The following is a 12870-nucleotide window of genomic DNA, read 5'->3' as shown; positions in this document are numbered from 1 at the left end:
TCCGCCTCCATTCTTCGCACGCCGGCCGGCTCTGATTGACCCGGACATCCTGGCGATTTAACGTCCCATTCGTCGCGCCCGGCGAGACGGCATTCCTATTTTCCGGAGGAGCAGACGATGAAAAATTTACGATGGCGGAAAATGTGGGGCCTGATCGCCACCACGGTCCTCGGCATGGGCGCGAGCCTGATCGAACCGGCGTCCGCTCTGGACTGCCACCACAGCACCTGCAGCCCCGACTCGCCGCCGCCCGAGCAGATCAGCACCGTCGGCGACACCTGCACCGCCGCCTACCGGGTGAGCGGTAGCTGGGACGGCGGGTTCCAGAGCGAAGTCGTCGTGACCAACGACGCTGGCACCCCGTTGAACGGCTGGAAGGTCACGCTGAACCTACCCACCGGAGCGAAGATCAGCTCCCTGTGGAACGGCGTCAACAGCGGCACCAGCGGAACGGTGACCGTCACGAACGCCGCCTACAACGGCACGATCGGCGCCGGGAGGTCCACGGCATTCGGCTTCACCGGGACGGGCAACGGAACCGGCGCGACCGTGTCGTGCTCCACCGGCTCGACGCCCCCCACCGGGAACGTGCCGGCCCAGGCCCACACCGTCGGGCGGATCAAGGACCAGGGCACCAGCGTGCAGTACACCTGGCCGGGCGTCTCCTTCGAGGGCCGTTTCCGCGGCACCGGCGTCGGGATCGTGCTGAACGACGCCGCCAACGACTACGACGTCCAGATCGACAACGCCGCTCCCACCACGCTGCGTACCCCGGGCAACACCACCCACTGGGTGAGCAACCTCAGCAACGGCGAGCACACGGTACGGGTCGCCAAGCGAACCGAGAGCCCGTGGCAGGCCGGCGAGTTCGGCGGGTTCGTCGCCGCCTCCGGTGGCGGCATTCTCGCCAAGCCCGCCGCACGGACCCGGCAGATCGAGTTCATCGGCGACTCGTGGACCGCCGGCTACGGCAACATGTCCACCAGCCGTGACTGCGCCGGCAGCGGCGGCATCAATCCCAACTCCAACGCCGACCAGACCTTCGGCGCCCTGGCTGCCCGCGGCCTGAACGCCGACTACCAGATCACCGCCTGGTCCGGGATGGGCGTGGTCCGCAACTACAACGGCGGCAACGCCGGCACCGACTTCCGTACCTACTACGACCGGACCCTGCAGGCGGTCGACGCCGCGGTCTGGCAGAGACCGAGCAGCTGGAAACCGCAGGTCGTGGTGGTCGGCCTGGGCATCAACGACTTCTCCACCGCACTCAACCCCGGTGAACCGTGGGCCGACGCCGCCGCCCTCGCCGCGGGCTATCGCGACGCCTACCTGGGCTTCCTGGACAAGCTCCGCGGCCGGTACGGCTCCGACACCCACATCGTGCTGACCTACCCCACGCTGTCCAACACCACCGCCATGGCGGACTCCGTCCAGCAGATCGTCCAGCGCCGCAACAGCCAGGGCGACACCCGGGTGAAGGCCCTGCACTACGACAACGCCGCTCTCGGGCTCGACCTGCTCGGCTGCGACTGGCACCCCTCCCTGCACGACCACAGGCTCCTGGCCGACACCCTCCGATCGTTCATCGGCACGCTGCCCGTCAAGTGGTGACCGACTTCCGGGCAGGGGCGCCGGCTCGCGGCCGCTCCCACGAGAGCTGAGCTCCTCGGTACACGGACGGGCCGCGACCGTGTACCGGGGAAACCCCGTCACCCTGTGAAGCGGACCGTCGCTCCCTTGCCGGTGATCGCCAGCGCACGAAAGTCGAGCTTGCCGATGCCGCCAGAAGTTCCCTCTCCCATGAAGGCGCTGCTGCCTCCGCTCCACACGGCGATGACGTCCGCGCCGACCAAGTCGTTCCATTCCTTGGCGACGTGCACCCAGCCGCTCAGGCCGTACTTCTTGGCGACGAGGAACTTCACTGACTTCGTGAACGTGAACGTGCACTTCCCGTCGTAGCATGCGCGCAGGTTCGGCTTGGCCGCGGCGGCGGCCGGGGTCGCTGCCAGGGCCGGCGCCGCGATCAGGGCGCACGCGAGGGTCAGGGCGGTGATGGCTGTCCTGTGCATGGTCTCTCTTTCATCGGCTGTTACGCGACAGATCGGCGCAGGGACGCGGCCTTTCTAACAGCCATGCGCCGGGAGGGGTCCCGGCGCGGCGGTGTCCCCCTGGAACATTGGCCGCTGTCAACTCTTTTCGATGGCCGGATGAGGACCGTTGACTATCGTATTGAGAAAGAGTCTGATGAATTCTGCGAGGACCAGGGCGTCGGGAAGGTTGCGGACGCTCTTATCCACGCGGCGGACCGCAACGGCGACGAATTATCAGCAAAGACGATTATCTGGCTTCTACGAGAGCACGGCTTCCAGCAGATGGGCGAGGTGTTCGCCGCGGTGGCGCCCGACGGCGACGAACACACCAGGAACGCGCTGCGCGAGACGTTCACCCACGACGAGTTCCGCACCGCCATCGAGGAGTTCTACCTCAGCACCGACACAGAAGCACCCGGCAACTGGCTGCTCGGCTCACCGCTGACGTCCACCTGACTCCTCGGCGACCTCACCCGCAAGGCCGCCGCCGGTCGCGCGGGATCACCTGACCGCCGGCTGGTCGCCGGTGGGGCGGCCCCTATGACATATGTACTTATGAAGATGTGACACTCCACGCTGTGTATGAGCGAAACCGGCTGCCACCGTAGAAGCGTGGAAACCACAATTCGTCCTCCTTCGAACCGGGTGAGCCCCAGGGCCGTGCGCTACTGGACGGTGCGGGCCGTTCCCGGCTGGCTCGTCGTGACCGCAGTCCAGGTGATCTGGCTCGTCTCCAGCGGCCAGGACGTCGCCGCGCACGTGGCCGGGCTGGTCGTCACCGCGCTGCTGGCGGCCGCGCACCTGATCGTCATGCCGCGCTGGCGTTTCCGGGTGCACCGCTGGGAGACCACCCCCGAAGCGGTCTACACCCAGTCGGGCTGGTTCAAGCAGGAGTGGCGGATCGCGCCCGTCTCCCGTATCCAGACCGTGGACAGCGACCGCGGCCCCTTCGAGCAGATCTTCGGCCTGTCCAACGTCACCGTCACCACCGCCTCCGCCGCCGGACCGCTCAAGATCAGCGGCCTGGACAAGGAGACCGCGCAACGCGTGGTCTCCGAGTTGACCGCCAGCGCGCAGGCGACGGCGGGTGACGCCACGTGAGGACCGAGACGGCCTGGCGGCGGCTCAGCCCGCGCATGCTCATCGTCCACCCCTTCCAGGAGGTGATCAGGACCGCGCCTCTGCTCCTGGGCGTCCTGATCGCCGGCACCACGAGTGGCGGGGAGGGCCATCTGTGGGGCCTGGCCGCCGCGGGCGTCATGGTGGTGCTCGGGATGTCGCGCTGGTTCACCACCACCTACATGATCACTTCCGAGCAGGTGCAGGTACGCCGTGGCCTGCTGCGCAAACGGGTGGTGACCGTGCCGATGGACCGGATCCGCTCGGTCGACATCACCTCGAACGTGCTGCACCGCGTACTCGGCCTGGCCAGGGTGGAGATCGGCACCGGCCGCTCCGACCGCAAGGGCGGCGGCGAGCTCAAGCTCGACGCCTTGCAGACCGCCGCCGCCACCCGCCTGCGGGAGGAGCTTCTGCACCGGACCCCCGCCACAGTCGGCGCGAACGCCCCGGGTGCCCCGGCCGTGCCCGGCATCGGGCCCGCCGCCTCGCCGCCCGAGCAGGAGGTGGCCGCGCTGCGCCCGTCGTGGATCGGGTACGGCCCGTTCACGCTCTCCGGCGTGCTCACCGTCGGCATCCTCGGCGGCTTCGTCGGGCGGGTGGTCAACGAGGGCAACGTCGACCTGAGGTCGATCTCCTCCGTACGCGCCACCTGGGACTGGCTCAACGGCCTCTCGCTGCCCGCCGAGATCGCGACGATCACGGCGGTGCTGATCGTGTTCGTCGCCGTCGCCTCCACGCTCGGGTACGTCCTCGCCTTCTGGAACTTCCGGCTCACCCGGCCCACCGCCGGGACCCTGCACGTCACCCGCGGGCTCATCACCACCAGGGCGACCACGCTCGAGGAGCGCAGGCTGCGCGGCGTGGAGCTGAGCGAGCCGCTGCTGCTGCGGGCCGTGCGCGGCGCCCGTCTCATCGCGGTCACCACCGGCCTGCGCGTCGGGCGCGGCGCCCAGCGCGGCGGCTCGATGCTGCTGCCGCCCGCCCCGCGTGCCGAGAACGAACGGGTCGCGGCGGCGGTGCTCGGCGGCTCTGCGGCGCTGACCGAGCCGCTGACCGCGCACGGGCCGATCGCGCGCCGGCGCAGGTTCACCCGGGCAGTGGGACTGAACGCCGTCGTGGCGGCGCTGCTGCTGATGTTGTGGTTGCTGCCGACCGACCTGTACGAGTGGACCTGGATCACGGCGCTGGCGCTGCTCCCGTTCACCGCGCTGCTGGCGGCGGACCGCTACCGGAACCTCGGGCACGCCCTCACCGGGCCGTACCTCGTCACCCGATGGGGGTCGCTGGTGCGCCGCCGGGTGGCCCTGGAGCGCGACGGGATCGTCGGCTGGACGGTCGAGCGGTCGTTCTTCCAGCGCCGCGCCGGCGTGGTCACCCTCACCGCCACCACCGCCGCCGGGCGGCAGAGCTACCGGGTGCAGGACATCGAGCTCGGACCGGCCCTCGACCTGGCCCGCGCGGGCGTGCCAGGACTGATCGAGCCGTTCCTGGTCACCTCAGGCAGCGCACCCGCCAGACAGCCCGCCTGAGAACGCTCACCGCGTACGAGCCTCGGGCGCTGCTCACCCAACGGGGAGCCGACGGGGCGCGGGAAGCTCAGCTCGCCCGCCGCCGGAGCGGTCGCTGTGTAAGTTCGGCGGGCTGTGCGGAACGTCCGGTCCGGCCCGTTCGTCATCATTGCGTGACCCTCTCCTCGGAGCTTGACGAACGGCTGCGCGAGGCGGCCGCCGGAATGCACCGCGCCGAGCACGTCCGGCGCCTGCGTGAGACCACCGCGCAACAGATCGAGGACGTCCGCGGCACCCTGGAGGATCTGGAGTTCGAGCTGGTCGAGGAGGAGCGTGACGTCGCCCGCCTGGAAGGCGGGCTGTCCGCCGTCCTGGCCCGCATGCTGGGCAACCGCGAGGAGCGGCTGGAGCGCGAGCGCGCCGAGGCGGTAGTGGCCAGGGAACGCGTGGACGGTCACCGGGCCCGGCTCGCGCAGCTCAGAGCCGATTCGGCGGCGGCCGCCGCCGAGCTGGCGGTGCTCGGCTCCGCGTCCCGGGAGTACGCCCGGTTGCTGGCCGAGAAGGAGCAGCAGCTCATCCGGAGCGGCGATCCGAGCGCGCGTGAGCTGGCCGACCTCGGCGCCGCGCTCGACCGGTTGAGCGCCGATGTGCGCGAGTGCGCGGAGGCCCACCAGGCGGGGCAGGGCGCGCACGAGGCGCTCGGCGTCGTGCTGCGCTTCCTCAACTCCGCCGCGAACGCCTCCACCTTCGACATGTTCGGCGGCGGCCTGCTCGTCGACGCCTACGAGCACGACAAGCTGACCAGCGCCGACAAGGCCGCCTGGCATGCCCAGCGGGCTCTGGACGTCTTCGCCCGCGAGCTGGCCGACACCGGGATCGCGGCCCGGCCGGTGATGCCCGAGGTGGACACGCGGTGGTTTGTGGACGCCTTCTTCGACAACATCATCAGCGATGTGCTCAAACATCAGCGCATCGAGAAGACCAGGGCCGAGGTGAAGAAGCTGGCGCGGTGGGTGCGCGACACCGAGGAGTACCTGAAGGCGCGCCACGCCGAGTTGCTGGCCGAGCGCGCCCAACTGCTGACCAGGCGCGAGGAGCTTCTGCGCCCCGCATAGCGTGGGGTGGGTCCAGCGACGTCGCGGCCGCGTCGCCGACGCGGGGAAGGTCCCTTTCGGCCCTAGTCGATGAAGTCGATGTTCGGGTGCCGCGGGGATTCGCCGTCGAACAGGTGCCGGTCCCGTCCGCGAAGGTGCAGATCGAAGAACGCGCCGATGTAGTCCCGTTGCGCGGCCAGCGAACGACGGGGATCGATGGTGCCGATGACCGCCGCACGCTTGTCCGGCGCCACGCGCGCGCCGAGTTGCGGCACGACGATCTGCAGATCGCTGTAGGCCATGTGCGTGCTGCCGCCGCGCAGGAGCAGATCCCGTTTCCAGCCTCGCTGGTTGGCCCAGAAGTCCGCCCAGCTGCGGTCGAATTCGGGATGCCGGTGCGTGTGCTCGAGCGGTTTCCCGTTCTCGTCGACGCCCTCGGCGCCCATCAGGAGGAACGGCCTGTCCAGGCCGCGTTTCGTGACCTCGCCCGGCACGTAGGGACTTCCCGGGGGATAGCCGAACGCGGTCGCCATCGCGCCGTCCAGGTTGATCCCGGCGTCGACACGGCGGTCGTGGACCATCGTCTCGCCCGCGGTGAACCCGCCGTAGGAGTGCCCGTAGGCGCCGACCCGGGACAGGTCGAGCGAGCGGCCGAGCCCGCGGGGGAGCGGCCGCTTCCCCGCGTCGGGGTTCTCGCCCCGGGCGATCTTCGTGAGCTGGTCGAGGACGAACCGGCTGTCGGCGACCCGGGCGTCGAGCGCCTTCTTCTCGAAATCGGGGCCTTCACCCCCGGACACCGCGAGTTCGAGCCGCCCGCCGGGAAACTCGACCGCCACGCTCTCGTAGGTGTGCGAGAGCGAGACGACCACGTAGCCGCGGCTCGCCAGATCGTCGACGATCGCCGTGTACGTCTCCCGCGGGCTGCCGAAGCCGGGGGAGAAGAGCGCGACCGGCTTCGGCGCGCCGTGTGCCACGGGGACGCCGGTCTCGGCCCTTCGCTTCGCTGATGCCCAGTCGATGGAGCCGGCCGGGAGATCGAGGTAGTCCTCGCCCGCCAGCGCCTGGTCGATGACGGTGCTCATGCCGGGCGTGAGCCACGGTGCCCGCGGGCCCCCGGCGAACCGGTCGGCCGGGTAGGTGACGGTGACCATGAGTTCCCGGCGTCGTTCCGGTTTCCACGGGTCGGGGCGGGACGGGTCGACGAGGTGGAGGTCGGTGGTGCCGATGTCGTACTGGCCGGTGAGGGCCGGCGCGGTGAGCTTGGCCTGATCCGCCGCCACGGCGGGAGCGGTCGCGGTGAGCCCGCCCGCGAGCGCGAGGCCCGCGATCAGCGCCGAACCCCGCACCACCCTGGTGTGTCTCGATGACACTGCTGGGATCCTTCCGGATCGGGGCGGCCCAGCGGCCGCCTGCTTCCGACTCTGGCAGCGCCCCGGCACCGCACGCATCCCCCTTCGGGATGGAGCCGTGCTCCTACCTGTGAAGGGCACGGCAGGCCGACGCGACCCCGGGGTGCAGCGCCACCTCGCCCGTGCCGATCAGTGTCCGGACGTCGGGGACCGCGTCCCCACCGCGGGCGCCACCTCGCCCGTGCCGACCAGGGTCCGGACGTCGAGGACTGCGTCCCCACCGCGGGCGCCGGCACGAGGTCGGCGGCGACGGCCGGCAACGCGACTGCTCGTCGGCTCATGCCCCCAACGTGGTCTGGGCGGCCGGTTGGTGGCGCGAGGCGGCCAGGTCGTGGGCGGAGCGGGCCAGCCAGATCATGATCAGGACGCTGGGGACCACACTGAGAGCCTCCACGGCGCTCTTCTCGTCCGTGAACGGCAGTGCCAGCGTCAGGAAGAACGGCGACACCAGGCCGGCGATTCCGTAGACGACGGTCACCGTCCCCCAGCGGTCGTCGTACCTTTGGGCCTGCAGGGCCAGTGCCCACCAGGCCAGAGCGGTCAGGCCGCAGATCATCTCCGCCACACCCGGCATGGGCCAGCCGGCGAGGTCGAACACCTCGATGACGGTGAAACCGCCGTACCCCAGCACGCCCGCGCCCCGCATGTACGGCCGGTCGCCTCCCAGCACCCGCATGAACAGCAGCACGACCACGCACATCACCGCGGAGTCGATCACCACCGTCCCCGCCCAGATCGACGCGGTGACGTGGAGCAACAACGTGGTCGCCGCCGAGGCGTAGAGCGCCACGCGCAACCGCCGCGTGTTCCGGTCCTGCTGGGACGGCGGCCCCGCCGGCGGCCTGCGCAGGATCTGCCAGATCCCCCATGTCCAGGACAGCCCGGCCAGGACCAGGAGGAGCAGATTCTGCCCTGTCGCCGCGACGCCTTCGGCCACGGGCGCGAACAGCGTCAGCCACCACAACGGGCCGAGGCTGCCGGAGATCAGGGCGATGACGACGGCGACCGTCAGCGCGGCGCCGTACAGACCGGTGATGAGCAGGGCGGGCAGGGTCGAACGGTGACGACGTAACACGGGAGGTTTCCTGGGGTTCGGAGGGGATGGGAGCGAACGCCTCACCCTACAATCGATCATGAGGAGTGGCCGCCAGGCGGAGGGCGTGCATCGATGACTCCAGATGCTCTCGGGCGGCGTCCAGTTGGCCGGCCACGTGGTCGGCGATCCCCAGGTGCCGGAGCGCTTCCGACGGGGTGCATCGGTCGCCCGCCGCCGTCGCCAGGTCGTACGACTGCTCAAGGAGAGAAAATAGCGCGGTCGGGGTCGCTCCGCACGACCTGGTGGAAACAGCCGTGTGGCCATGTCGATTCGGGAGACGAGAGGTGGCCACCGGCTCATCGTCGAGGTTGGCATCGTCGCGTTCGAGACCGGACTGATCTTCTTAGGTCAGTAGGATTCGCCGGATGAAACGGCGCGATTACGAAGGACCCGGCGACCTGCGCGCGATGCAGGACCTGACCCGGCGGCTCTGGTCGCCCGAGAGCCGTTGGCACATCGGAGATCTGGCCTGGTCTCGTTTCCAGCACGTCGGCAGGGAGCCGGAGTGGCCCACGTCGTTGTGGGAGCACGACGGTCAGGTTGTCGCGTGGGCGTGGGCGCAGCGCCCCGGCACGCTCGACCTGCGGCTCGACCCGGCCCACCCCGAGTTGGCGGAGGAGATCCTGCGCTGGTTCGACGGCGCGGTCGAGGGTCTGGAGCGCGACGTCACGCTGCTGGAGTACGAGACGGACCTGGCAGAGGTTCTGCGCCGGCACGGATACCGTGCGCAGGAGCTTGGCGTGTTCTTCACCCATATGCGCCTCGACCTCGACGCTCTGCCCGAGCCGAAGGTACCCGCCGGCCATACCCTGCGCGCTGTGCGCGGCGAGCCGGACGCCGAGGCCAGGGCGGCGGTGCACCGGGCCGCGTTCTCGCTGCCGGGTCTGCCGCCCTCGCGGGTCACTGGTGAGAGTTATCGCCAGGTCATGCGGGCCTGGCCCTACCGCGCAGAGCTCGATTGGCTGGTCGAGGCGCCGGACGGCACCCCGGCGGCGTTCTGCCTGGTCTGGCTGGACGAGGAGCACCAGGCGGCGCTGCTGGAGCCCGTGGGCACCGATCCGGCGCACCGTCGGCTGGGCCTGGCGAGCGCTGCCACGCTCGCCGCCCTGCACGCCGCGCGGCGGCTGGGCGCGCGGTCGGCCTTCGTGGCGCCCCGGGGCGACGACGGCCATCCCATGGCGCGCAGGACCTACGAGTCGCTGGGCTTCCGTGGCTTCGCGCGCACGGTGACCTTCGTCCGCTGAGATCGTCTTCTCACCTCTGATCTTCGTGTTCTCGGCGCCGGGGATCTATCAAGCGGGACAAGGCATTTTCAGCGCAGGTTGCTAAACCCCGTACCGAAACAGCCCGAAGTCGCTGGTCAGACCGGGATGAACAGTGCCTCGAACGGCGCGTCGCCGACGCCCGTCGTGACGTGCCCCATTCCCGTGGTGTCTGCGGCGAGCACCAGATCGCCGGGGCCGAAATGGCGTCGGCTGCCGTCGCTGACCATCACCTCGATCATCCCGCACAGCATCACCACCCACTGCTCACGTGGCGCCGGATGCGCGGTGCTGTCGAACGCGGCGCTACGCACGAACTGCACGCCGCCACTTGATCGCATCCCGCCGATTGCCATGGGCGGCACCCCATCGGTGACATGCCGGTGTTCAAGCGCGATCTCGCCGTCCTCGAACGCCGATCCGCCGTCCGCAGTGCGGACAATCTTGGTGAAGCGCATCAGTTCACCCCGATGAACTGGTGATCGGTGTGGAGCCGGCCATCGCCGTCCAGGGACAGGATGTCCAGGCCGCCGCCGACGGTCTCGCCCGTGCTGGTCGATACCATCGACCAGCGGATGCCGAGCACGTTGGGCAGCAGGAGGAGCGCCTCCTCCGCAGCTTCGAAGACGTGCTCGCCCGATGCGACGAACATCTCGTAGGCGCGGCTCACCCTGGCGTTCAAGGCGTCATAGCCACGGACCTCCAGCGGTGGCGCCGGAATCGCGAGCGCCGCGGCGGCGTCGCGGATCGCCTGGGGCGGGTCGACCAGCACTTGGATCCCGTCGGGTGCCCACAGCTCGCGGATGAGCGCGCTCCGCCGCGCCGGATCAGGCTCGTTCCACTGGGCGACATAACGGTCGGCCCATTGCTTCACATCGAGTGGATTGCTCATGCGCAGCAGTGTGCAGCCTGGCCTGCGGTGTCGCGATTCCCTGCAGGGAATCGCGCGTCCTGCGGGTGCAGGCGGTTCGGCACCGTATCTGAGCGCATCGGCAGGTCTATGGGGGGCGCCGATCGCCCGGGGCGCTCCTCACCGACGAACCGACGGGGACGAGCGGCTGCCCAGACCATCGCTCGGCGGCCGGCACAGGCGAAGGCGATGGGTGATGCCCCATCACGGAGCGGAGTCCGACCAGCCATGGATCGCCTGGACCACGCTCGACTCGGCGTCGACGATCCGGTACGGCTTGCTGAAATCGATCGGGGTCGTTTTCAGCGGTGCGTGCCGGCCGAGGGCAATGGAGATCCGCGCCCCGGAGATCACGGGCTTGACCGTCGCCGTCAATGGGATCGGACTCGTCCGCCGGGTCGGTCTTGTCGTTCTGCGCCACCCACTGGAGCGTCCATGTGTCCTGCCGGCCGGTGAGCGACACGACGGCGGTCTTGCCGCCCTGCTCGACGGAGACGGCCCAGCGGCTGGAGCTGTTCCCCTCCGAAGGCGCGAGCGCGGGGATGGCGCCGGCGGTGACGAATTCGAGGGTCACGCCGTCAGGGCCGGCCTTCATCGCCGCGCCCAGAAGGTCGCTGTACGGTGGTGCCTTGCCCGCGTCGGGCCCGCCCTTGGCGTCTCCGCGCGCATCTTTGACGGCAGCACTGTGGAAGGCCGGTTCCGGCGGCGGAAGCTGGGGGATTTTGCATTTCAGGTCGGCTCGCGTGGTCCGGCCCGGCTTGACCACGCCCGTCGCCGAGCAGGTCCCGTCGCCCAGCGCGGTTTGGAGGCGGTAACGGCCTGGGGGAAGGGAGAAGCGGAATCCGCGCTGATCCGAACGCCGACCGGCTAACCGCTTGCCCTTGCCGGTGAAGACCTCGACCAGCCCGGCCTGATAGCCGTCCGCGACCGACTGCCCGGGAGAGGGGCCGCCGAGATGGAAGATGCCGCCGACGAGCAAACCCGCAGCCGGGGCAGGCGGGGTCGTGGACGTGTCGGGCTCTCTGGACGCGCCGGGAGGTGTGGACGTGTCCGGCGTCGCGGGCCTGTCGCGCGGTTCGTCGTCGTCCTTCACGTGCGTCAAGAGATCCGGCGACGGCTCCGCCGCGGTGGACGGCGGGGTCTCACGGACACGCGCTTGTAGCGCCGATGGGGACGGGGGATCGGTTCGTACCAGGCTCCAGGTCGCCGCGGCCGCGATCGCCACCGCCGCGAGCCCGCCTGCCACGGTCAGCGCCGGGCGCCGGAGGCGACGTGCGGTCCCGCCGTCAGACGCGCCATCGCTGACGGCGGCCTGGTCGAGGGGGACGGCGGATGGGGAAGCCTGCCTCGCCGAGGAGTCAGGTGGGAGCGCGCGGGATTCCGCCTGCTCCTCCGCAAGCGGATGCCCGGCATCCAGGACATCCACGAGCGCGCGGGCTGCCGTGGCCAAGGCACTGGCGCTGGGCCACCGATCCACCGGGTTCTTGGCCAAAGCACGCATGACGACCTCGGCCACGGCCGCCGGGGTGTCATCGGGCAGCGGCGGAGGCGGCTCGTGCAGGTGTTTGAGCGCGATCGCGACCGCGCTCTCGCCGTCGAAAGGCACCCGCCCCGCCAGGCACTCGTACGCGACCACTCCCAGCGCGTACACGTCCATCGCCGGGCTCGGCGCGACACCCTCGGCCTGTTCAGGGGCACAGTAGGTGGCGGTGCCCATCACGATGCCCGAGGCGGTCAGTTTGAGGGCCTCCGCCGTCCTGGCGATGCCGAAATCGGTCAGCACGACCGTTCCGTCGGATCGGATCACGAGGTTGCCGGGCTTGACGTCCCGATGCACGACGCCGGCCTCATGCGCCGCCTGGAGCGCCTCGGCGGCCTGCGCGACGAGGTCCATCGTCGCACCGGCGGCGATCCGCCCCCTGCGGGACAGCAGCCGATGGAGCGGCTCGCCGTCGAGGTATTTCATGACCAGGTACGGTGTGCGCCTGCCGTGCAGCTCGGCGATCCCGTAGTCGAACACGCCCACCACGCCGGGATGGTCGACGGCGGCCATGGAACGGGCTTCGGCCAGGAACCGGGCCACGAACTCGGGATCGTCGTCCAGCCCCGCCCTTATCATCTTCACCGCGACGACCCGATCGAGCCGCGTGTCCTGGGCACGCCAGACCTCGCCGTGCCCACCACCGCCAAGCCGTGACAGCAGGCGGTAGCGGCCCGCCAGTTCCGTACCCGGACTGATCATCTTCGTGTGGCTGCCCTTCATCCCGACGCGGAATGCCCATTCACTGAAGACGTCCCGCGCAGGCCGCCGGTTCGGAGATGCGCGAGATCCACCGGGAAGCTTTCTGCCCGGGGCGGGCAGGACTCAGCTCACGCAGT

Annotated in this window: 12 protein-coding genes; 6 read left to right on the top strand and 6 right to left on the bottom strand. The window is 70.2% G+C overall.

The annotated features are described in order from the left end of the window. Positions 1-117: 117 nt before the first annotated feature. Entirely contained in the window at positions 118-1611 is a 1494-nt protein-coding gene (locus ACFPZ3_RS21880) for a cellulose binding domain-containing protein (protein ID WP_379516038.1), read from the top strand. A gap of 98 nt (positions 1612-1709) precedes the next feature. Here ACFPZ3_RS21880 and ACFPZ3_RS21875 read toward each other — a convergent pair whose 3' ends face one another. After that, positions 1710-2069, bottom strand: a complete 360-nt coding sequence (locus ACFPZ3_RS21875; RefSeq protein ID WP_379516037.1) for a hypothetical protein — start codon at positions 2067-2069, stop codon at positions 1710-1712. A 138-nt stretch (positions 2070-2207) separates the two neighbouring features. Here ACFPZ3_RS21875 and ACFPZ3_RS21870 point away from each other — a divergent pair, with 138 nt between their 5' ends. The 4 genes from ACFPZ3_RS21870 (at position 2208) to ACFPZ3_RS21855 (ending at position 5835) form a co-directional block, all read left to right on the top strand. Next, a complete protein-coding gene (locus ACFPZ3_RS21870; protein ID WP_379516036.1) occupies positions 2208-2546 on the top strand; it encodes an EF-hand domain-containing protein in 339 nt (112 codons plus the stop codon). 126 nt (positions 2547-2672) lie between these two features. Beyond that, a complete protein-coding gene (locus ACFPZ3_RS21865; RefSeq protein ID WP_379516035.1) occupies positions 2673-3191 on the top strand; it encodes a PH domain-containing protein in 519 nt (172 codons plus the stop codon). Further along, entirely contained in the window at positions 3188-4741 is a 1554-nt protein-coding gene (locus ACFPZ3_RS21860; RefSeq protein ID WP_379516034.1) for a PH domain-containing protein, read from the top strand. Before ACFPZ3_RS21865 ends, ACFPZ3_RS21860 begins: the two co-directional genes overlap by 4 nt. Before the next feature lie 152 nt (positions 4742-4893). Then, a complete protein-coding gene (locus tag ACFPZ3_RS21855; RefSeq protein ID WP_379516033.1) occupies positions 4894-5835 on the top strand; it encodes a hypothetical protein in 942 nt (313 codons plus the stop codon). Between the two features lie 62 nt (positions 5836-5897). Here the strand turns inward: ACFPZ3_RS21855 and ACFPZ3_RS21850 are convergent, their stop codons facing one another. Both ACFPZ3_RS21850 and ACFPZ3_RS21845 read right to left on the bottom strand, forming a co-directional pair. Next, positions 5898-7184, bottom strand: a complete 1287-nt coding sequence (locus ACFPZ3_RS21850) for an alpha/beta hydrolase family protein (RefSeq protein ID WP_379516032.1) — start codon at positions 7182-7184, stop codon at positions 5898-5900. A 316-nt stretch (positions 7185-7500) separates the two neighbouring features. After that, a complete protein-coding gene (locus ACFPZ3_RS21845) occupies positions 7501-8298 on the bottom strand; it encodes a hypothetical protein (protein ID WP_379516031.1) in 798 nt (265 codons plus the stop codon). 386 nt (positions 8299-8684) lie between these two features. On the opposite strand from ACFPZ3_RS21845, the gene ACFPZ3_RS21840 reads away from it, so the two are divergent. Then, positions 8685-9563 carry a GNAT family N-acetyltransferase gene (locus ACFPZ3_RS21840; protein WP_379516030.1) on the top strand — a complete coding sequence of 293 codons (879 nt, stop codon included), beginning with the start codon at positions 8685-8687 and terminating at the stop codon, positions 9561-9563. 116 nt (positions 9564-9679) lie between these two features. Here the strand turns inward: ACFPZ3_RS21840 and ACFPZ3_RS21835 are convergent, their stop codons facing one another. From ACFPZ3_RS21835 to ACFPZ3_RS21825, 3 genes are all read right to left on the bottom strand, one after another. Beyond that, the gene (locus tag ACFPZ3_RS21835; protein ID WP_379516029.1) at positions 9680-10039 is read right to left on the bottom strand and encodes a cupin domain-containing protein; all 360 of its coding nucleotides are present in this window, start codon (positions 10037-10039) and stop codon (positions 9680-9682) included. After that, positions 10039-10473 (bottom strand): hypothetical protein, encoded by a 435-nt coding sequence (locus ACFPZ3_RS21830; protein ID WP_379516028.1) that lies wholly within the window; start codon positions 10471-10473, stop codon positions 10039-10041. Before ACFPZ3_RS21830 ends, ACFPZ3_RS21835 begins: the two co-directional genes overlap by 1 nt. A gap of 106 nt (positions 10474-10579) precedes the next feature. Continuing rightward, positions 10580-12733 carry a serine/threonine-protein kinase gene (locus ACFPZ3_RS21825; RefSeq protein ID WP_379516027.1) on the bottom strand — a complete coding sequence of 718 codons (2154 nt, stop codon included), beginning with the start codon at positions 12731-12733 and terminating at the stop codon, positions 10580-10582. Between the last annotated feature and the right edge of the window lie 137 nt (positions 12734-12870).

This window comes from Nonomuraea insulae (assembly GCF_042656245.1).
The sequence above is the reverse complement of the archived record's forward strand: the minus strand, read 5'-3'. Positions and strand labels throughout refer to the sequence as shown.

Bases quoted from the DNA above. Each gene is read 5' to 3' on its own strand.
- ACFPZ3_RS21880 (WP_379516038.1), top strand. From the start codon at position 118: ATGAAAAATTTACGATGGCGGAAAATGTGGGGCCTGATCGCCACCACG.
- ACFPZ3_RS21875 (WP_379516037.1), bottom strand. From the start codon at position 2,069: ATGCACAGGACAGCCATCACCGCCCTGACCCTCGCGTGCGCCCTGATC.
- ACFPZ3_RS21870 (WP_379516036.1), top strand. From the start codon at position 2,208: ATGAGGACCGTTGACTATCGTATTGAGAAAGAGTCTGATGAATTCTGC.
- ACFPZ3_RS21865 (WP_379516035.1), top strand. From the start codon at position 2,673: ATGAGCGAAACCGGCTGCCACCGTAGAAGCGTGGAAACCACAATTCGT.
- ACFPZ3_RS21840 (WP_379516030.1), top strand. From the start codon at position 8,685: ATGAAACGGCGCGATTACGAAGGACCCGGCGACCTGCGCGCGATGCAG.
- ACFPZ3_RS21835 (WP_379516029.1), bottom strand. From the start codon at position 10,039: ATGCGCTTCACCAAGATTGTCCGCACTGCGGACGGCGGATCGGCGTTC.
- ACFPZ3_RS21830 (WP_379516028.1), bottom strand. From the start codon at position 10,473: ATGAGCAATCCACTCGATGTGAAGCAATGGGCCGACCGTTATGTCGCC.
- ACFPZ3_RS21825 (WP_379516027.1), bottom strand. From the start codon at position 12,733: ATGATCAGTCCGGGTACGGAACTGGCGGGCCGCTACCGCCTGCTGTCA.